The 19,535-nt window shown below is 34.0% G+C and carries 19 protein-coding genes and 1 tRNA gene; 19 read left to right on the top strand and 1 reads right to left on the bottom strand.

Going from position 1 to position 19,535, the window contains the following annotated elements; all coding sequences use genetic code 11:
* Positions 1 to 93: 93 nt before the first annotated feature.
* The 8 genes from HN643_05825 to HN643_05790 all read left to right on the top strand — a co-directional run bounded on the left by HN643_05825 (position 94) and on the right by HN643_05790 (position 6,396).
* Positions 94 to 1,098 (top strand): NAD-dependent epimerase/dehydratase family protein, encoded by a 1,005-nt coding sequence (locus tag HN643_05825; GenBank protein ID MBT7501153.1) that lies wholly within the window; start codon positions 94 to 96, stop codon positions 1,096 to 1,098.
* 107 nt (positions 1,099 to 1,205) lie between these two features.
* A complete protein-coding gene (locus HN643_05820; GenBank protein ID MBT7501152.1) occupies positions 1,206 to 1,880 on the top strand; it encodes a glycosyltransferase family 2 protein in 675 nt (224 codons plus the stop codon).
* A complete protein-coding gene (locus HN643_05815) occupies positions 1,877 to 2,233 on the top strand; it encodes a DUF2304 domain-containing protein (protein MBT7501151.1) in 357 nt (118 codons plus the stop codon). Before HN643_05820 ends, HN643_05815 begins: the two co-directional genes overlap by 4 nt.
* 66 nt (positions 2,234 to 2,299) lie before the next feature.
* Entirely contained in the window at positions 2,300 to 3,379 is a 1,080-nt protein-coding gene (locus HN643_05810; GenBank protein ID MBT7501150.1) for a glycosyltransferase family 2 protein, read from the top strand.
* A 3-nt stretch (positions 3,380 to 3,382) separates the two neighbouring features.
* A complete protein-coding gene (locus HN643_05805; protein ID MBT7501149.1) occupies positions 3,383 to 3,967 on the top strand; it encodes a hypothetical protein in 585 nt (194 codons plus the stop codon).
* Positions 3,951 to 5,114 (top strand): glycosyltransferase family 4 protein, encoded by a 1,164-nt coding sequence (locus tag HN643_05800; protein ID MBT7501148.1) that lies wholly within the window; start codon positions 3,951 to 3,953, stop codon positions 5,112 to 5,114. Before HN643_05805 ends, HN643_05800 begins: the two co-directional genes overlap by 17 nt.
* A 4-nt stretch (positions 5,115 to 5,118) precedes the next feature.
* The gene (locus tag HN643_05795; GenBank protein MBT7501147.1) at positions 5,119 to 6,276 is read left to right on the top strand and encodes a glycosyltransferase family 4 protein; all 1,158 of its coding nucleotides are present in this window, start codon (positions 5,119 to 5,121) and stop codon (positions 6,274 to 6,276) included.
* A gap of 45 nt (positions 6,277 to 6,321) precedes the next feature.
* Positions 6,322 to 6,396, top strand: a tRNA-Trp gene (locus tag HN643_05790).
* Positions 6,397 to 6,922: 526 nt separating this feature from the next.
* On the opposite strand, the gene HN643_05785 is transcribed toward HN643_05790, so the two are convergent.
* Complete coding sequence (locus tag HN643_05785; protein ID MBT7501146.1) at positions 6,923 to 7,723, bottom strand: metallophosphoesterase; 801 nt, start codon at positions 7,721 to 7,723, stop codon at positions 6,923 to 6,925.
* Between the two features lie 134 nt (positions 7,724 to 7,857).
* Here HN643_05785 and HN643_05780 point away from each other — a divergent pair, with 134 nt between their 5' ends.
* The 11 genes from HN643_05780 to HN643_05730 all read left to right on the top strand — a co-directional run bounded on the left by HN643_05780 (position 7,858) and on the right by HN643_05730 (position 19,497).
* A complete protein-coding gene (locus tag HN643_05780) occupies positions 7,858 to 8,379 on the top strand; it encodes an adenine phosphoribosyltransferase (protein ID MBT7501145.1) in 522 nt (173 codons plus the stop codon).
* Between the two features lie 60 nt (positions 8,380 to 8,439).
* Positions 8,440 to 8,805 (top strand): four helix bundle protein, encoded by a 366-nt coding sequence (locus HN643_05775; protein ID MBT7501144.1) that lies wholly within the window; start codon positions 8,440 to 8,442, stop codon positions 8,803 to 8,805.
* A gap of 62 nt (positions 8,806 to 8,867) precedes the next feature.
* On the top strand, positions 8,868 to 9,602 hold the full coding sequence (gene mtnP / locus HN643_05770) for an S-methyl-5'-thioadenosine phosphorylase (GenBank protein MBT7501143.1): 735 nt from the start codon (positions 8,868 to 8,870) through the stop codon (positions 9,600 to 9,602).
* The gene (locus HN643_05765; protein ID MBT7501142.1) at positions 9,603 to 10,871 is read left to right on the top strand and encodes an oligosaccharide flippase family protein; all 1,269 of its coding nucleotides are present in this window, start codon (positions 9,603 to 9,605) and stop codon (positions 10,869 to 10,871) included. It begins immediately after the preceding gene.
* Complete coding sequence (locus HN643_05760) at positions 10,858 to 11,817, top strand: glycosyltransferase family 2 protein (GenBank protein MBT7501141.1); 960 nt, start codon at positions 10,858 to 10,860, stop codon at positions 11,815 to 11,817. The genes HN643_05765 and HN643_05760 overlap by 14 nt, the downstream gene beginning before the upstream one ends.
* Positions 11,814 to 12,761 (top strand): SDR family oxidoreductase, encoded by a 948-nt coding sequence (locus HN643_05755; GenBank protein ID MBT7501140.1) that lies wholly within the window; start codon positions 11,814 to 11,816, stop codon positions 12,759 to 12,761. The genes HN643_05760 and HN643_05755 overlap by 4 nt, the downstream gene beginning before the upstream one ends.
* A complete protein-coding gene (locus HN643_05750) occupies positions 12,758 to 14,047 on the top strand; it encodes a UDP-glucose/GDP-mannose dehydrogenase family protein (GenBank protein ID MBT7501139.1) in 1,290 nt (429 codons plus the stop codon). Before HN643_05755 ends, HN643_05750 begins: the two co-directional genes overlap by 4 nt.
* A 3-nt stretch (positions 14,048 to 14,050) precedes the next feature.
* Positions 14,051 to 15,022, top strand: coding sequence for a glycosyltransferase (locus tag HN643_05745; protein ID MBT7501138.1), 972 nt, complete (start codon positions 14,051 to 14,053; stop codon positions 15,020 to 15,022).
* An 11-nt stretch (positions 15,023 to 15,033) separates the two neighbouring features.
* Positions 15,034 to 16,494, top strand: coding sequence for a B12-binding domain-containing radical SAM protein (locus HN643_05740; GenBank protein MBT7501137.1), 1,461 nt, complete (start codon positions 15,034 to 15,036; stop codon positions 16,492 to 16,494).
* 7 nt (positions 16,495 to 16,501) lie between these two features.
* Positions 16,502 to 18,475 carry a glycosyltransferase gene (locus tag HN643_05735; protein MBT7501136.1) on the top strand — a complete coding sequence of 658 codons (1,974 nt, stop codon included), beginning with the start codon at positions 16,502 to 16,504 and terminating at the stop codon, positions 18,473 to 18,475.
* 2 nt (positions 18,476 to 18,477) lie between these two features.
* Entirely contained in the window at positions 18,478 to 19,497 is a 1,020-nt protein-coding gene (locus HN643_05730) for a radical SAM protein (protein ID MBT7501135.1), read from the top strand.
* The last annotated feature ends 38 nt before the right edge of the window (positions 19,498 to 19,535 follow it).

The following is a 19,535-nucleotide window of genomic DNA, read 5'->3' as shown; positions in this document are numbered from 1 at the left end:
AAATATAGATATAATTAATACGGAGTGAGTAGTGAGCGTGATTTTTAATTATTACTAATTACTAGTTACAAATTACTGATTACTCGATTTTATATGGCTCAAAGAAAAAATGTTCTTGTGTTAGGTGGCGCTGGTTTTATTGGTTCGCATTTGTGCGAAAGACTTTTATCAGATGCTAATGTGATTTGTGTTGATGATTTTAGCACAAGTGGTGAAGGTAATATTAATCATCTTTTACGCTCACCGAATTTTAAGTTTGTTAACCATGATTTTACAAAGGGCCTTGATTTGGAAAACAATAAAGACTTGGATCAGTTTGAGATCAAGGTTTTTGGAATCAAAGAAGTTTACAATTTTGCTTGTCCAATGTCTGTTAAGAATTTCGAAAAGCTAAAGATCAATACTGTTCTAGCTCAAACAACTGGATTGGTAAATGCTCTAGAGTTGGCAGTTAAATATCAAGCAAAGTTTTTGCAAGCATCTTCTTCAGTTGTTTATGGAGATGTAAAAAAAGGTGAATTTGTCAAGGAAGATTACAGAGGGGTAGCTGATATGTTGTCTCCATTGGCTAGTTACGATGAAGGTAAGCGTTATGCTGAGACCATTGTTAAAACCTATCAAGAGGCTCACAATGTTGATGCTCGGATTGTGCGAATTTTTAGGACCTATGGGCCTAAAATGTTATTAAATGATGATCAGATGCTACCAGATTTTATTTCTAATGCACTTGAAAATAAGGATTTAGTTATTTTTGGAGATGAAAAATTTGAAACATCTTTATGTTTTGTAAGTGATGTGGTTGAGGGCTGTCTAAAAATAATGGAAACACCGGTGCTTGATCCAGTTAATGTTGGTAGTACTGACGTTTACAGACTTGTAGATGTAGCAAAAAAGATAATTGAGCTTACCAGTTCAAAGTCTAAAATTGTATTTAAAGAAGAGAAAGAATTTATGCGTGAATTAGCATTACCTGATATCACCAAGGTTAGAGAAGAACTTGGTTGGATTCCAGTGGTTACTTTGAGCGATGGTTTACAAAAAACGGTTGACTACACACGTGCGCATAAGGATCTATTAACATTTAGTACAGATATATAGTTAAATTGTTAAATTGCTACACTGTTACATTATTAAAGTCCACTTAAATTTACAGAAATACGAGTAGTGAGCTTAAACTCACCACTTGCTATTTATATTTTTTATATATGAAAAGTTGTATCGTAATTCCTGCTTTTAATGAAGGAGGTAGAATTAAGGTTGTGCTGACGAAGTTGTTACAATCGGGATTTAAGAATGTAATTTTAGTTGATGATGGTAGTGATGATGAAACATTGGGAACAGTAAAAGAATTACCGATTATAGTAGCACAACATCAAATCAATTTAGGGCAAGGTGCTGCACTCAGAACTGGAACTCAGATTGCTATGCGTCTGGGTTTTGATGTAGTTGTTCATTTTGATGCTGATGGTCAACACCGAATTGAGGACATTGATACTATGCTCAAGGTTTTAGAGAACGAAGATGTGGACGTTGTTATTGGTTCTAGGTTTTTGCAACACAAATCTAACTTGCCATTAAAAAAACGAATTATTCTTTGGTTAGCCAAGATATTTAGTCGAAAGTTATTGCAATTAGAATTTACTGATCCACAAAGTGGTTTAAGGGCATTTAGAACTAGTATTATTTCAAAAATTGATTGGCAGCATGATGATTTTGCGCACTGTAGTGAAATTTTAAGTTTGATTGCAAAGAATAGATTAAGATTCGAAGAAGTCCCCATAAAAGTTGAATATTCTGTGGCAACTGGTAATAAATCAGTGAAACCACAAATGCGCATGGGGTGGAGGTTGTTAATTGCTAAATTGTTTAATAAATTATGACTTTATTTCAATTTTTAATATTAATAATAATTATTGTTGTTGTTATAAAGGCAGTAATTAGATTGTTGCACAAGGAAATGTCCAGTTGGCTGTTTATTCTTTGGCTATTTTTCTGGGGAGCAGTAGGAGTGATTAATTTCTTTCCGGAATTATTATCGTGGGCCGCTTTTGTTTTGGGTGTTGGTCGGGGAGTAGATTTACTTATATATTTAGGAATTGTTTTGTTGTTTTATATTGTTTTCAAATATAATTTACGACTGCAAAGGTACGAAAAAAAACTAAGTCGAGTGGTTCAGCAAGTTGCTATTGAAAAAGCATTTAAACAAGTTGAATCAAAGGAAAATGAAGAATAAAAAGATAATAAAATTTTTATTGTTATCTTTTGTAGCTTTCTTCCGACTCCTTTATCTTATTGTTATATGAAAAAGGTTGGTATTGTTTTAGTAAATTACAAAGATTATGTTAATCGGTATTTGGCTGAATGTCAGACCAGTATAGAGGGTCAAACCTATGACAGTCAATTTGTTAACGTTTATATAGTTGATAATGCAACAAGTCAGGAGTCTAGGCTCTTTATAAGTAAAGCCTATCCTACGGCAAAAATTTTACCTCGCTATGATGGTAATTACGCCGCCGCAAATAATGTGGGAATAAAGCAAGCTTTACTTGATGACTGTGAATATGTGGTCATTGCCAACATGGATACTAAGTTTGGTAAAGATTGGCTAAATGAATTAGTCAAAGCTGCTGAGAATGATAGTCAAATTGGAGTGGTACAGTCAAAAATATTTTTGTATCCAGAAACTGAAGCTGAATGGAAGCAGCCAAAGATCAACTCTGTAGGGAATAAATTGCATTATCTTGGATTTGGTTTTACTGATGGTTATGGAGAAGTTGATAGGCCTAATGATTCAGGAATTACTGTTAAGGAAATTCCTGGTTATGCCAGCGGTTGTTCATTTTTAATAAAAAAACAAGTTCTAGAAAAAATTATTGGTTATGACGAAGAACTATATATGTATCATGATGACATTGACGTCAGTTTAAAAGTTCGTTTGGCTGGTTATAAGATAGTTTTAGCGACCAAGTCGATAGTTTATCATAAATATGAATTTTCCCGCAGTGTTCGAATGTTCTACTTTATGGAACGCAATCGTTATTTAATAATGTTAATTTATTATAAGTGGTTGACCTTGTTATTACTTTTCCCTATAATGTTAGTTATGGATTTAGGCTTGTTGTTTTTCTCGGTGTTAAATAACACATTTTACAGTAAATTAAAGATTTATTTTTATTTTTTAAGGCCAAAAACCTGGAAATATATATTTGAACGTCGAAAACAAGTGCATAAAAAGAGAGCATTGTCAGATGGCGAATTGTTTGCTAAGCTGGTTGGGCGCTTGGATTTTATGGAGATTAATAATCCTTTGCTAAAATGGGTTGGAAATCCAATTACAGACCTATATTTCAAGTTTATGAAATTTATAATTATTTGGTAGTTTATGTTCAGTAAGATTGTTTGGTCAATTATAATTGTTGCTATCGTATTGGGTGGTTTATACATGAAGTTTCTTTATCCTGGATCTCAGTTACAACTAGAGAAATCTTTTCGGTTTGTTGAAGCAATGCCAGTCGAACATTTTTATAATGCACCAGAAAAGAGTTGTGGGATTTGGTATGAAAGATTAGGTCCGGACGAATACAAGGGAAGCGGAAATGACCAAATTAAAAAATGTTTTACTGAAGCGTTTGAAAAGTGTGAACAAAAAAGCATACTTGAAATAAGTGATAGAGGAGCAACAAGTGAATCAAGTATTACTTATTCTTATATTAAAATTTTGAGACAAAATGATCAAAGTGAGTGTATTATTCAACATTATTTTGATGAACAGAAGCTTGCAATTACTGAAGGAGAGCGGCCACTATACTTTATTAATACTTGCACAGTCTTGGCGGATGATTTTTTCGAGAGCTGTGAGCCACTATACATCAAGGATCAACGAAAATCTAATGACAACGTAATACAAAACGCTATAATAGAGAATGCAATAAATGATAATCAACAAATAGATGGAATCATTGAATAAATCAAAATTGAAAATTGCCCAGGTGGTATGTCTTTTGCCTCCTCGAGCTGGCGGTATTGCTATGGTTGCTCACTCTTATGCTGAACAACTTATTAAACGAGGGCATGATGTCACCGTATTTGTGCCTAAACACAAAGGACAGAACAGTGAAAAAAAGTACAAAGTAAAAACCTTATTTACTCCTATTAAGATTGGACTTGGGGCAATTCTACCCCAGCTATTATGGAGGTTGTGGAGTTTTGATATTGTTCATTTTCATTATCCATTGTTTGGTAGTTCAGTTTTTGTAGCTATTCTGAAAAAGCTTCGTGGTTCAAAAATGAAATTGGTTTTGACTTACCACATGGACGTTAATCTTACTGGTTGGCGAAAGGTTTACGAAGTTCTCTGTCGAACTTTTTTTCTAGATTTTATATTGTCATCAGCTGACAAAATAATTGTTTCTTCGGAAGATTATGTTGAAAATTCAAGAATTCAAGATTTTTATTTCAAAAATATAGATAAGTTTGCTGAGATACCTTTTGGGGTTCCAAAGTTGTTTAAACCAGAGCAAAAAGATCATGAATTACTAAAATTGCACGGACTGTCTGCGGATGATAAAATAGTATTGTTTGTTGGTGGGCTGGGGGCATCGCACTATTTTAAGGGAGTGAACTTTCTAATTAAGGCTTTTTCTCAAATTGAAGACGAACAAATTAAATGTTTAATTGTTGGTGGTGGAAACTTGAAGGCTGACTTTGAAAAATTGTCTAAAAGGTTAGGACTCGAGAAGCAAGTCAAATTTTCAGGTTATGTTGAACCTAGTTTAATGGTTAAGTATTTTAACTTAGGGGACGTTTTTATTTTACCATCTATTAACAGTTCAGAGGCCTTTGGCATTGTATTGATTGAAGCTATGGCTTGTGGGAAACCCTTAATTGCTTCAAATTTAAAAGGAGTTCGATCGGTAGTTGACGTAGGCATCAATGGAATATTGGTTGAACCTAAGAACAGCAGAGATATTGCAAATAAAATTAATTACTTATTTCAAAATCCTGACAAGATTACAAGCTTTGGAAAAAGTGGTTTAGAATCAGTAGAAAAGAAATATCGTTGGTCAGTTGTGACTGATAAATTGGAAAAAATTTATTATAAGTTGCTTAAATAAAAAGATGAAAATCTGCTTAATCAACAATCTATATAAACCATACGCCAGAGGTGGAGCAGAGGTCGTGGTTGAGCAAACAGTGCTGGGCCTTCGACGTTCAGGGCACTCAGTTGTTGTAATTACAACTCACCCTAATAAAGAGGCTAGTTTTAGTGAGGAAAACTCAGTTAAGATTTATCGATTCAGACCCCTGAATCTTTTTTATTATACTGACGCGTCGAAATATAACTTTGTTTTGCGATTAATTTGGCAAGTAATTAATCTTTACAATTTCAAGGCCTCCAAAGTTGTTAAAGAAATATTGATTCGCGAAAAACCAGAATTGGTTATCACTCACAACTTAATGGGAATTAGTTTTCTGCTACCTAAGTTAATCAAAAAGTTGGAAATAAAGCATTTTCATGTTTTGCATGATGTTCAATTGTCAGTTCCTTCGGGTTTGATTTTGCATGGCAAAGAAAATAGTTTAATGGTAAAAGGACCCTTTGCTAATATATATACCAGTATTTGTCGTAGGTTATTTGCCAGCCCCGATGTTGTGATAAGCCCTTCAAAGTGGTTACTACACTTTTATGAAAAAAAGTCGTTTTTTGCTAATTCACATAAAGTGGTTATTCGAAATCCAGTAGATTCCGTTTTAAAGAAAAAGTTTGAGCGTCAAAAAAACTCAGAATATGTATTTGTCGGCCAATTGGAAAAACATAAAGGAATTAAATGGCTGGTAAATTTTTGGCAAGAAAAACCCCAGAAAGGTAAATTGCATATTGTTGGTGATGGAAGTTTGGGGAAGTCCGATTTAAAAAGAGGCAATGTTCAACTGCATGGTCGATTAATAAAGGAGCAGTTGGAAAAGGTCTTTGCTCAGGCATCATATTTAATTGTTCCGAGTCTTTGTTATGAGAATTCACCAACAGTTATTTCCATAGCCTATGCCTATGGCTTGCCAGTAATTGTGGCGGATGTTGGTGGGGCTGGAGAATTGGTTGAACCTGAGCGGACAGGTTGGCTTTTTCAAGCAAAAGATAAAAGCTCTTTGAGTCAGGTTTTGGCTAAGGTTGATTCAGTTTCCGAGGAGGAGTACATACAAATGTCTGAGCGTTGTTTAGAAAAAGTGAAGAATTATAATCTCGAAGAATATATCAAAAAGATTCTATCGATGTAGTCTTGTAAAAATGAATAATTTTTGATATTCTGTTTACACACTTATGGGGGCGTAGTGTCAATGGTAGCACAAGGGTCTCCAAAACCTTTAGACCGGGTTCAAGTCCTGGCGCCCCTGCCAAGAAAACATCACAAAACGTGGTGTTTTTTTGATAAATAAAAAAGGCGTGATGTTTCACGCCTTTGTGTTTGTTTAAGGAAGCCAATGTTGGCGTTTGTAGTTTAGTCGGTTCAGTCGAGCCTCTTTCGTTTGGTGAAGAGTACTATTGGAGCTTTTGTCTCTCCAGTCCTCAACCGAAGAGATGGGTGTTTTGCAGACATGGCATTGTAATGTCTTTTTACTGCCATTGGTCATTAGAAGTCCTGGACATCCATGCAAAGGACAGTCCGCACTTTGAAGGGATTTTAGTTCAGCATCCATAACTTCCTCCATTGCTGTTCTTATTTAATTCTAACCTTTTTAAATTAGTTGAGCAATGTGGACAAGTCGTTATCACGAGACACGTAACACATAACACGTAACATTAAACACAAAACACAGGCCTTGAATAATCAAACATTCATCGAAAACTGAAAATAAAAAACCTGCCTTTGCTCTGTTGAGCTTCGGCAGGTAAGTTGACCTTGTGAGATCCGTTGTAGTTGTTTTAACCTGTGAATTTACGAATGAACTCAGGCGGAAAACCTTTTTCAGTCATAGCCTTCAAGTGTTCAGTCGGGTCATAGTGAACGCGATAGTAAACAACACTGACGTCATTATCTTCAATTGTCAGAATTGCGTAGGTGAAAGGCATCATCTCTCGACTGTTGAGCACATGTCCATCCATGGGACGGCCAATTGCACCAGGGTTGATCAGATATTTATGATCACTGTGCAAATGGTGACGTTGATTGAATTTATCGCAGGTACGTTCAACGTACCGACCCCGTGATGACATAAAGATCGGAAAAGTGTTGTTGCCAAGAAGTAGAATATTAGCTTCTTGAAAGTGCTTGTCTAGAATTTCAAATTCCGTATAGATACGGCCGGTGGTATTTACTGATTGACCAACTTCATTCGCAAGTAAACTTGAGTGACCCATTAGCAACGATTGACCAGTCGTACCCTTTTTGTTGTCCAAGGGGATCTTTTTCACTTTTGTCATTTGAGACATTTGATCCAGTTGCTTTTGGATTAGGGCCTTTTGAGTAAATTCCAGAAAAAGATATTTCTGTGGTGTTTGATTTGGTGGATAAATGCCTTGACCAAGCCAATGTTCCATTTCGCCGCGAGTGAGAACCATTCTTCGTTCCATGGTCAATTCCCAGCACTCGCGTGGGTTTGGACCATAACCAATAGTATTTCCCAGGCACAAGATCGCATTAACTTTATGTTTGTGTAGGTCTGCAAATAGTGCTTGCAAGGCAACAAGATTTCCACCGACATCAGAGATGATCGCCAGTTTCATTATATTCCTCCAGTTGTTAAAATTCATTAATATTGTATTTTTGCACAAATTTAATCAATTGTCAATTGAATTATGTTTGCCTTGATGTGTTTATTTGTGATAAAATATCATTGATAAATCACTAAATAAAATTTATGGACATTAAATCTAAAATCCGCGAAGTTCCTGACTGGCCAATTGCTGGTGTTAATTTTAAAGACATAACCACTCTGCTTGAAGATGGCGAAACTTTTCGTTATGTGATTGATAAAATGATTGAGCCATTTAAAAATGAAAAGATTGATAAAATTGTGGTTCTTGATGCACGAGGATTTCTTTTGGGGACACCTATGGCTTATAATTTGGGCGTTGGCGTGTGTTTAGTTCGCAAGAAGGGTAAGTTGCCATACAAAACTGTTGAAACTTCTTACATGAAAGAATATGGCCCAGATACAGTGACAATGCATGAAGACACAATTAAACCTGGTGAAAAGATTCTAATCGTTGACGATTTATTAGCTACCGGAGGAACATTGGGCGCTTCAATTGAATTGGTTGAAAAATTAGGTGGTGATATTATCGGTGTAAGTTTAATTGTTGACCTTCCGTTTCTTGGTGGACGAGAAAAGTTTGAAAAATATAATTTAAAACATTTAGTTTCGTACGATTCAGAGTGATAAGAATAGAGATTCAGAGATAAAGAGATTGAGAGGAATAAGATAAATTACATTTTAAATATGGGAGTTTCATTTAAGGAGTTGCGTGTATGGCAAAAAGGTAATAAGCTTTTATTACAGATTTATGAACTTACAGCAGATTTCCCTAAAGAAGAAAAATTTTCTTTGACGCAACAATTAAGAAGAGCAGCAAATTCAATTATTGCAAATATTGCAGAATGTCATGGTAGATTTCATTTTAAAGATAAAATTCGAGTTTTATACATTGCAAGGGGAGAGCTGGAAGAGACACGAAGTCATTTGTTAGTTTCTTTTCAGTTGAATTATGTTTCAGAAGAAGTTTATCAAGAATTAGAAAAAGAATATGCAGGTTTGCTTATCGGGATCAATGAATTCATATTAAACTATAAAAAACGTATTAATTAGAAGTTGGTATTAGATTTTTGTGTCCTCAGTCTCTTATCCACTTAATCTCTTTTTTGAGCTATATGCATAAATTTGGAATCATTGGGGGAAGTGGTCTTGACGACCCGAAGTTGCTAGAAAATTATCAAGAACTTGAGGTTGAAACATCGTTTGGTAAACCTTCAAGTAAATTAACAACTGGTCAAATTGGGCAGCATGAGGTTGTGATTATTGCTCGACATGGCAAAGGTCATACGATCATGCCAACCAAAGTTCCATACAGGGCGAATATTATGGCTTTGAAGGATCAAGGTTGTACACATATTTTAGCAACAACAGCATGTGGTTCACTTCGTGAGCAAATTAAACCTGGGGATTTTGTTTTTGTTGATCAATTTATTGACTTTACAAAACATCGCAATTTAACATTTCATGAAGACACAGTAGTTCATACGCCAATGGCAGAACCATTTAATTTAGAATTAAGACAAAAATTAATTAAAATAGCACATAACCTGGGTTATTCGTTTTACGAAAAGGGGACTATGGTCACAATTGAGGGCCCAAGGTTTTCAACAAAAGCTGAAAGTCATATGTTTAGAGCCTTAGGGGCTGATGTAATTAATATGAGTACTGTGCCAGAAGTAATTTTAGCTAATGAACTTGGAATTCCATATGAGTCAATTGCTATGTCAACAGATTATGATTGCTGGAAAGAGGGTGAAGAGCCCGTTACGCTAGAAATGGTTTTTGCCACAATGAGGGAAAATGCTGATAGGGTGAAGAAATTAATAATTGAATTTATTAAAAATAGTTAAATGAATCCGATTGCGCTAGTCAAAAAAAGTAAATTGCTTAGCAATAGTTTTATATATTTTGTTGGTACTATGATAGCCAGTGCCGGAGGTTTTTTATTTCATTTGATTATGAGTCGGATGTTGGATGTCAAGACTTTTGGAGAGTTTGAAGCATTGATCTCGTTAATGTACATTGTTTCTGTTCCAGCGGCTACGTTGATTACCATGATCGTTAAATATACAGCTGACTTCAAAGCTGAGAATCATCCTGAAAAAATTTCTCAGTTATTTAATTCATTCACAAAAGTTTTAATATTTTGGAGTTTTGTCATATTTATCCTTTTTATATCAGCAAGTCCGCTAATTGCTGGATTCTTAAAATTGGATAGTTTTTGGCCGGTGGTTATTCTCGGAGTTTTATTTTTAGCTTCATTTCCGTCGGCGGTTAACCAAGGGATAATGAATGGTACGGAAAATTTTTTTGCAATGTCGTGGCTTGGCGTTGTAAACGTAATAACGAAGATTTTGTTTGCGATTTCCTTTGTTTGTTTGTCATTTGGATTAAGCGGTGTGATTGGTGGTGTTAGTCTGGCAGCGGTTTTTGGGTATTTAATCAGCTTATTTCCGATCCGTAAATATATCAGGCCCAGAGCCGGAAAATTGAAAGATTCCAAAGAAATGTTAATATACCTAATGCCGACGTTTGTAGTTACTTTGTGTTTAGGGTTATTTTATAATGCAGACGTATTATTAGTAAAATATTTTTTATCACCAGAGGAAGCTGGTCAATATGGAGCGATTTCAATTATCGGCAAGGTCATATTTTTTATTACAGGAGTAATAGCTACAGTCGTCTTTCCAATGATTTCTCGGGCCGAGAAAGAAGGAAGTGAGAGGAATTTGCTGAAAAATACTTTATTCTTGGTTGTTTTGACCTCAGTTTGTATAATTTTAGTGTATTTTTTCTGGCCAACCTTGATTATTAAAGTATTAGTTGGTTCAAAATATTTAGGAATCGCTAAATATATCGGTTTATTTGGAATCGCCATGATGATGTTTTCAATTGTCAATCTTTATTCTCGCTATTTTTTGGCAGTTTCAAAATTTAAAATTTTATATATATTTGTTGTAGGTTTATTACTACAAATTAGTTTGTTGTTTTTCTTTCATCAAACAATCACTCAGGTTATTTATGCTATGTTGGCTTCAATGTTTGTTATTTTAGTTGCTACTTATATTTATTATAGATACGAATTAGAGAAAGACCAAAAATCATATGTCAGACAATAAATTAATTTCCTTAATAATTCCCCTTTATAATGAAGAAGCCAATTTGGAAAAGCTTTATTTTGAATTAACAAAAGTAATCCAACCATTGCCCTTCAATTTTGAATTTATTTTTATAAATGATGGTAGTACAGATCAATCATTTAATATTGTGAAAAAGCTATCAAAGTCAGATAATCGCATCAAATATATTGAATTTTCTAGAAATTTTGGAAAGGAATTGGCAACTTCCGCGGGGTTAAAACAGTCAAAAGGTGATTGCGCTATAATAGTCGATGCTGATTTACAACATCCACCTGCACTAATCCCTGAATTTATAAATAAATGGCAACAAAACAATGATATTGTGGTTGGTATTAGAGAAAAAAACAAGGGAGAAGGGTGGATTAAACAATCAGGATCATTTTTCTTTTACAAAATCATGAACTTAATAAGTGAAACGAAAATTCTTCCTAGAGAAACCGATTTTCGTTTGATTGATAGACAAGTAATAGATGAGTTTAATAAATTTAATGAAAAAAATAGGATAACTAGAGTTTTGATCGATTGGCTTGGATTCAAGAGAGAGTACGTCAAGTTTACGGCTAACAAAAGATTTGCAGGCAAGGCGAACTACGGATTTTGTAAGTTAATGAAGTTAGCTTTTAATTCTTTTATCACTCATAGTTTATTTCCCTTAAAACTAGCAGGTTATTTGGGCGTCATTATAACTATTTTTTCCTCTCTCGTTGGAATGTTTATGTTGGTTGAGATGCATTTTTTGCATGACCCTTTAGAAATGCACTTCTCTAATATGGCTCAAATATCTATTCTGATTTTATTTTTGATGGGTGTATTTCTGTGTAGTATCGGTCTAATTGCTTTGTATATTGGCAATATTCATCAAGAGGTTAACAACAGACCTTTATATATAATTAAGAAAAAAAATAATTTTGATACAGATTTATGAGAAAAAGAATTTTGGTAACAGGGGGGGCTGGTTTTGTAGGATCACATCTTTGCAGGAGATTATTATCGCAAGGTGATGATGTCATTTGTTTGGATAATTTATTCACTGGTGGAAAAGACAACGTTTATAAGTTGATGAGTCATGAAAATTTTGAATTTATTCGTCATGATATTACCAATCCGATTTGGTTGGAGGTCGATCAAATTTACAATTTGGCTTGTCCCGCGTCACCGGTTCACTATCAATACAATCCAATCAAAACTATAAAAACTTGTGTTTCAGGGGCGATTAACATGCTCGGACTGGCTAAACGAGTAAATGCTCGAATTTTGCAAGCATCAACTTCAGAAGTTTATGGTAATCCAAGTGTGCATCCTCAAACAGAGTCATATTGGGGACATGTCAATCCAATTGGGATTCGATCTTGTTATGATGAGGGCAAGAGAGCTTCAGAATGCTTATTTATGGACTATCATAGGCAAAACAAGATAGATATTAGAATAATTAGGATTTTTAACACCTATGGTCCAAATATGCATCCAAATGATGGGCGAGTAGTCTCTAATTTTATTGTTCAAGCATTACAAAATCAACCAATGACAATTTACGGTGATGGTTCTCAAACAAGATCTTTTCAATACGTTGATGATCTAATTAATGGTATGATTTTAATGATGAACAATGAACAAAATTTTATTGGGCCTGTGAATTTAGGTAATCCTGTTGAATTTACTATAAAACAGTTGGCTGAAAATGTTTTAAGATTACTACCAGGCTCAACTAGCCAAATTATTTACAAAGCATTACCAATGGATGATCCACTTCAACGAAAGCCCGACATAAATTTAGCCAAAGATAAATTAAATTGGGAACCAAACATTCAGCTTGAACAAGGTTTAATAAACACTATTGAGTATTTTAAGAATATAGTTACAGGTATATGAAAATTATTGTAATAGGGACAGGTTATGTTGGTTTAGTGACAGGTACATGCTTGGCAGATCTAGGAAATATTGTCACTTGTATTGATATTGATGAAAATAAAATTCAAGATTTGAAAAATGGAATTATTCCAATCTACGAACCAGGATTAGAAGATTTAGTAAAAAGAAATTTTGAGTCTGGTAGGTTAAAGTTTCATACAAATTTAAAGGAAAACATTGAACAAACAGAAATAATATATATTGCTGTTGGGACTCCATCAAAGGAAAATGGTGAAGCTGATTTACAATATGTAGAAGCAGTTGCTCATGAGATAGGTAAAAGTATAAATGGTTATAAAATCATTATCAATAAAAGTACAGTACCAATAGGAACAGGTAACCTAATTTCACAAATTATAAAAAAATACTATGCTGGAGAATTTGATGTAATTTCTAATCCAGAATTTCTGCGTGAAGGTTCAGCTATTCAAGACTTCATACAACCTGACAGAATTGTTTTGGGTAGTGATAATGGTAAGCAAGCAATTGAAAAAATGAAAAAAATATATGAGCCATTAAATTGTCCAATTGTTATCACAGATTTAAAAAGTGCAGAAATGATCAAGTATGCATCAAACGCTTTTTTGGCTACGAGTATTTCGTTTATAAATAGTATTGCGTTAATCTGTGAAAAAGTAGGTGCTGATGTAAAAAAAGTTTCAGAAGGTGTTCGATTTGACAAGAGAATTGGTAAACAATCATTTCTGCATGCTGGTTGTGGTTATGGTGGATCTTGTTTTCCAAAAGATGTACAAGCTTTGATTAAAATAGGGCAAGTAAACAATCACAACTTTACAATTCTAAATCAAGTCGAAGAAGTAAATGAAGAAATGAAATTAATTTTATACGGAAAGTTAAAAAATCAAATATCCGATTTATCACAAAAAACCATTGGACTTTGGGGATTGGCCTTCAAACCGAACACTGATGACATTAGATCTGCCCCAGCTGTGAGTATTATCAAAAAATTAATTGAACACAATGTTAATATCAGAGCTTATGATCCAGTAGCTGTAACTAATGCTAAAAAAATATTTCCTAATATTTATTATTCGAGCTGTCCGTATGATACAGCTAAAGAATGTGATGCACTTTTGATTATTACTGATTGGAATGAATTCAAACAACTTGATATTCGAGCTTTGCGTTCAATTATGAAGGGCGATGTAATAATTGATGGTCGAAATATTTTTGAGCCTGAAGAAATGAAAGATCTTGGATTTAATTATTTCGGTATAGGTAGATAATATATGATAAAATATAGCTTCATAGTTCCGGTTAAGAAAATCAATGAGTATATTAGGGAATCAATTCCAAAGATCCTTAAAATTAACCGCGATGATTATGAAATTATAATTTTCCCTGACGAATCCAGTTCAGAAACCTGGACAAAAACAAAGCAAGTAGCAACAGGCCCTGGAGGTCCAGCAATGAAACGAAGTTTGGCAATTAAAGAAGCTCAGGGAGAAGTTTTAATTTTTATTGATGATGATGCTTATCCAAACATTGATTTCCTTAAAAAGTTAGATGCTGAGTTTGCTGATCAGGAAATTGTTGCCGTAGGTGGTCCAGCGATTACACCTAAGCACAATAGTTTTCAACAAAAAGTTTCTGGCGCAGTTTTTTTAAGTCCTTTGTCTGGCGGGTGTCCGGAAAGATATGTGCCAATTGGTGAAAAAAGATTTGTTGACGATTGGCCAAGTGTTAATTTGTCAGTCAGAAAAAATGTCTTTGAAATGGTTGGTGGTTTTGATAGTAATTATTGGCCAGGAGAGGATACTCTGTTCTGTTTGGAGCTGATCAAAAAAACTGGTAAAAAAATACTGTATTTACCAGAAGCTTTAGTTTATCATCATCGTCGCGAAGGTTTTTGGCGACATATGAAACAGGTTGGCGCTTATGGTTTGCATAGAGGTCATTTTGCTCGAAAATTCCCTAAAACTTCAAGGAGGTTTAAGTATTTCTTACCAAGTTTATTTCTAGTTTATATTGTAGTTGGTTTGATAGTCAGTTTGCAAATTGAATGGCTACTATGGCCATATATTGCAGGTTTATTTATTTATGTACTAGCGTTAATTAAAGCTTTTTTTGATATTAGAAAGCATGAAAAAAGATCAGTAGCATTTGTGGCTTTGCCATATATTTTCGGAACCCATATTGCTTACGGAAGTAATTTTATAAAAGGTTTATTTAAAAAACAAATAAAAATCAGTTTACGATAATTTTAAAAAGTATGAAAATTTCAATATCCTTTCCTCCATTAGAATCGCCCAAGGGCGTACCCTTACTGACTCAGAATCGGCAATTTCAATGGTTCAATAGTCCAACCTATATTTACCCAATGATTCCTGCGTATGCAGGAACTTTGTTACAGTCAAAGGGGTTTGAGGTTTTTTGGGATGATGGAATTGCTGAAGAGTTAAGTTATAATGACTGGCTAATGAGATTGATTGCTGAAAAGCCGGATGTGATTGCTATTGAAACCAAAACACCAGTTGTGAAAAAACATTGGCAAATAATTGATGAAATAAAAAAAAGCTTACCAGATTCAAAAATTGTTTTAATGGGAGACCATGCAACAGCTCGACCTTTGGAATCTTTTGAAAAATGCTTAGTTGATTATGTTATCGTTGGTGGTGATTTTGATTTTATGCTTCTTGGCATTGCTAATCATTTAAGTAAAGGTGCTTCACTAACGCCTGGTATTTATTTCAAAGAAGAAAGGAAAGTCACAAATAGTGGAGAATACAATTTACATGAGAATAAATTGACTAATTTACCAATGATTGATCGAGAATTAACCAAATGGAAACTTTATTCAGAAAAGAATGGTAATTTCAAACATACACCAGGTTCCTATATGATGAGTGGTCGAGATTGTTGGTGGGGAAGATGCACATTTTGTTCTTGGACTACTTTTTTCCCTGGTAAATCTTTTAGAACCAGAACCGCTGAGCAAGCTTTGGATGAAGTTGAACATTTAGTTTCTCTGGGTGTTAAAGAAATCATGGAGGATTCTGGCAGTTTACCAATTGGCGATTGGCTAATTGATTTTTGCAATGGTATGATAGAGAGTGGCTTAAATAAAAAGGTGGTCATGAGTTGCAATATGCGGATTAATGGAATTGATGATATAAAAATATGGCACTTAATGAAAAAAGCTGGTTTTAGATTTGTTTTATTCGGATTAGAATCTGCGAATCAAGTAACTTTAGATAAAATTGATAAAAATTTAAAAATAGAGGAAATTGAACCCGGCCTAAAAATTTGTAAAGAGGCCGGACTTGAACCTCATATTACGGCCATGATTGGATATCCATGGGAAACCAAGGTCGATGCTCAGCGTACTATCGATTTGGCCAAAAAACTATTTCAGGGCGGTCTTGTTGACACTCTTCAGGCCACAGTTGTAATTCCATATCCCGGCACACCACTTTATAAATACTGTAAGGAAAACGATCTACTTAGATTCAAAGATTACGATCGGTTTGATCAGCGTGAACAGGTCATGAAAAGCGAATTAACAACAGAGGATGTGAAAAACTTCACACAGCAACTATATAAAGCTTGGATGAGCCCTCAATTTATTGTTCGAAAGTTATTTTCAATAAGAAGTATGGATGATATTAAATATTTATTAACTTCAGCAAAAAAGGTGTTTAGTCATTTGGCTGATTTTAAAAATCGCAAATAAACGATATATGTTTGTCTCAGCTATAATCACAACCAAGAATGAAGAAAAACATATTGAGAACTGTCTTCGTTCAATAAGAGATCAAACTTATCCCAAGCATTTAATTGAAATTATTGTGGTTGATAATAATTCTGATGATAAAACCGCTGCAATTGCGAAACAGTACACTGAAAAAGTTTTTAATCAAGGTCCAGAACGATCAGCGCAGCGAAATTTTGGTGTTGATCAGTCCAGAGGTGAGTATTTTATGTATTTGGATGCTGATATGATCCTTCGACCAGAAGTAATTACAGAATGTGTCGAGTTAATAAAAAAAGATACGGCAATTGTTGGTTTGTATGTGCCTGAGGTTGTTATGGGTGATAAGTTCCTAAGTCAAATCAGGCGATTTGAAAGAAGTTTTTATGATGGTACAGTTGTTGACTGTGCAAGATTTATAAAAAAACAAACTTTTCAAGAAGTTGGTGGTTTTGATCTGAACTTCACAGGACCAGAAGATTGGGATTTGGATAAAAAACTTCGACAAAAAGGAAAAACAGCTCTGATTAAAACAGCACTTGATCATAATGAGTCAGAAATAGAATTAAAAAGTTATTTACAGAAAAAGGGGTATTATGCAAAAAGTTTTGATAAATATATTGCCAAGTGGGGGATGACTGATCCTGATTTGCAAAAACAGCTCGGTTTGTACTATCGGTTCTTGGGGATTTTTATTGAAAAAGGGAAATGGAAAAAGTTATTGATTAAGCCGATTTCAACTTTGGGAATGTATGGATTGCGCTTTTTAGTTGGACTTAAATTTATTTTCAGACATAAAAAAACAAATAATATGGAATCAAAAGAGCCAAAAAAAGTATTAATTTTATCACCATTTTTATTGCCAAATACTGGTGGTGTGGAAACTCATATTGCAGATTTGCAAAGTTATCTTCTTAAACAGAATTGGCAAGTGACAATTATTACTTATAAACCTCTGACAACCAGAGTCAAAGCAAAATTCAAAGAAACTGCTGAAAATTTAACGATTTATCGTATCCCATGGTTTGGCAAAACTCTTTTTCATCGATTTGAAAAGTTTGCCCCGCTACAATTTGCTTATTTAGTACCAGGACTGCTTGTGTTTACTTTTTTCTATCGATTGTTTGCAGGTAAAAAAGCCAAATGGCAAGTGATCCATGCTCATGGTTTTGCAGCAGCGTTTTGTGCCAATTTATTATCTCGACTTTTCAAAGTTCGCTTGATTGGTAGTATGCATGCGATTTATGGTTTTGGAAAAGGATGGTTAACAAAGGTTTGTCATTGGATTTTGAAAAGATTTACTATGGTTTTCTGTTTGGAAGAACCATCTCGTCAGGATTTACTAAAAGCCAAATTACCGGCTGAAATTTTGGATATATATATTCAATGGTGTGATCAGGATAATTTCAAACCTTACAATAAACAAGAAGCTAGAAAACAGATTGGTATTCCTGATCGATTTACAATAACCTTTGTTGGTCGTTTGATTGAAAAGAAAGGTGCAAAGGTTTTGCTTGATATCGCCAAAGAAGAAATAGATATTAATTTTGTATTTGTTGGTGATGGGCCAATGGAAGAAGAGATCAAAGAATTAGGTAAGAAGCAGTCAAATATTTTTGCTGTTGGTAGAAAGTCGCCAGAAGAAGTACCACCATATTATGGCTCTGCCGATGCTGTAGCTTTGCCATCACAGTATGAAGAAGGTTTTGCAAGAGTTGTATTAGAAACATTTTCATCTGGTCGTCCGTTAATTTCATCGAATAGAGGTTGTTTGCCATTTATGATAACACCTGAAGTTGGGTTTTTGATTGATCCATCATTAGAAAATGTTAAAGAAAAAATATTATATTTAAAAAATAATAAAGAAGAATTAGACCGGTTGACTGCAAATTGTAGGCCATATGCTGAAGAAAGGTTTAGTGAACAGAATGGCGCTCATATTGAAAAAGCTTACTACGAATAAATATGCGTAAACGTGATTTAATGTTTGATTTAATAATATATAATAGAGCCTTGAAAAGGTTTATATCTTTTATTTTGTCTCGTGAATTTATTGTAAATAGTAAAATCTATCAGGCTAAGTATCAAAAGGAAATAAAAAAGAAAATAGAAAAGTTTGCAAAGAAACCTCATCGAGTGATGATTGAAAATACTAATGCTTGCAATGCTAACTGTTCGTTTTGCCCACACGGAAAAATGCAAAGAAAGGTTGGCTTTATGTCTCTGGATTTGTATAAAAAGATTATTGATCAATGTGCAAGGAACAGTATTGATTATGTAACTGTGTATGGTTTTGGCGAACCATTAATGGATAAGGATTTTATTGAAAGAATTCAATATGCCAAACAAGCAGGTTTGAAAAGAGTAACAACCAATACTAATGCTTCATTATTAAACTCTGATAAAGCTAGAGAGTTGCTTGAATCTGGCATTGATGAAGTTTATATCTCCTTTGATGCTGCTAGTGAAGAAACTTACAAAAAGATAAGATGCAATCTGGATTTTAATAGCACAAAGAAAAATATTTTGAATTTTGTGCGGCTTCGTAATGATAAAAACTCTACAACAAAAATATATTTAAGTTTTGTGGAAAGTGATGATAATAAACATGAAGTGAAAAGGTATATTCAGGAATGGAAAGGTTTGGTTGATGGTGTTTCAGTTTCATTGATTCACAATTGGACTGGTGATATTGAGAGTAAAGAATTTATTTACAAAAAAAGTTTGCTACGAGATCCTTGTCGGTTGCTTTGGATGGATATGGTTATTAATTGGGATGGCAAAGTACCACTTTGTTGTAATGATTATGAAGCTAAAGTTGAGTTAGGTGATATTAACAGTCAAACGATCATGGAAGTTTGGGGAGGACAAAGATTAGAATTGATTAGACAAAATCATCTTAAAAAAGAGTTTGGACATATTCCAATATGTGTTAATTGTCAGTATAATTTTCATTACAAATCACCGTGGTGGGTTAGTAAGTAGAGAAGGGCAGGGAAGTTAATAAAGTTGATTAAAACTAA

The sequence above is a fragment of the Candidatus Falkowbacteria bacterium genome (assembly GCA_018674305.1).
Taxonomy (GTDB): Bacteria; Patescibacteriota; Patescibacteriia; order UBA11705; family JABHMO01; genus JABMRF01.
Note: the sequence above shows the minus strand (reverse complement) of the source record. Positions and strands in the feature narration are given on the sequence as shown.

What these genes read in the sequence shown, in the direction of transcription:
- HN643_05755 (MBT7501140.1), top strand. Translation starts at nt 11,814, where the DNA reads ATGAGAAAAAGAATTTTGGTAACAGGGGGGGCTGGTTTTGTAGGATCA.
- HN643_05820 (MBT7501152.1), top strand. Translation starts at nt 1,206, where the DNA reads ATGAAAAGTTGTATCGTAATTCCTGCTTTTAATGAAGGAGGTAGAATT.
- HN643_05740 (MBT7501137.1), top strand. Translation starts at nt 15,034, where the DNA reads ATGAAAATTTCAATATCCTTTCCTCCATTAGAATCGCCCAAGGGCGTA.
- HN643_05795 (MBT7501147.1), top strand. Translation starts at nt 5,119, where the DNA reads ATGAAAATCTGCTTAATCAACAATCTATATAAACCATACGCCAGAGGT.
- HN643_05735 (MBT7501136.1), top strand. Translation starts at nt 16,502, where the DNA reads ATGTTTGTCTCAGCTATAATCACAACCAAGAATGAAGAAAAACATATT.
- HN643_05775 (MBT7501144.1), top strand. Translation starts at nt 8,440, where the DNA reads ATGGGAGTTTCATTTAAGGAGTTGCGTGTATGGCAAAAAGGTAATAAG.
- HN643_05805 (MBT7501149.1), top strand. Translation starts at nt 3,383, where the DNA reads ATGTTCAGTAAGATTGTTTGGTCAATTATAATTGTTGCTATCGTATTG.
- mtnP (MBT7501143.1), top strand. Translation starts at nt 8,868, where the DNA reads ATGCATAAATTTGGAATCATTGGGGGAAGTGGTCTTGACGACCCGAAG.
- HN643_05765 (MBT7501142.1), top strand. Translation starts at nt 9,603, where the DNA reads ATGAATCCGATTGCGCTAGTCAAAAAAAGTAAATTGCTTAGCAATAGT.
- HN643_05745 (MBT7501138.1), top strand. Translation starts at nt 14,051, where the DNA reads ATGATAAAATATAGCTTCATAGTTCCGGTTAAGAAAATCAATGAGTAT.
- HN643_05780 (MBT7501145.1), top strand. Translation starts at nt 7,858, where the DNA reads ATGGACATTAAATCTAAAATCCGCGAAGTTCCTGACTGGCCAATTGCT.
- HN643_05815 (MBT7501151.1), top strand. Translation starts at nt 1,877, where the DNA reads ATGACTTTATTTCAATTTTTAATATTAATAATAATTATTGTTGTTGTT.
- HN643_05825 (MBT7501153.1), top strand. Translation starts at nt 94, where the DNA reads ATGGCTCAAAGAAAAAATGTTCTTGTGTTAGGTGGCGCTGGTTTTATT.
- HN643_05810 (MBT7501150.1), top strand. Translation starts at nt 2,300, where the DNA reads ATGAAAAAGGTTGGTATTGTTTTAGTAAATTACAAAGATTATGTTAAT.
- HN643_05800 (MBT7501148.1), top strand. Translation starts at nt 3,951, where the DNA reads ATGGAATCATTGAATAAATCAAAATTGAAAATTGCCCAGGTGGTATGT.
- HN643_05730 (MBT7501135.1), top strand. Translation starts at nt 18,478, where the DNA reads ATGCGTAAACGTGATTTAATGTTTGATTTAATAATATATAATAGAGCC.
- HN643_05750 (MBT7501139.1), top strand. Translation starts at nt 12,758, where the DNA reads ATGAAAATTATTGTAATAGGGACAGGTTATGTTGGTTTAGTGACAGGT.
- HN643_05785 (MBT7501146.1), bottom strand. Translation starts at nt 7,723, where the DNA reads ATGAAACTGGCGATCATCTCTGATGTCGGTGGAAATCTTGTTGCCTTG.
- HN643_05760 (MBT7501141.1), top strand. Translation starts at nt 10,858, where the DNA reads ATGTCAGACAATAAATTAATTTCCTTAATAATTCCCCTTTATAATGAA.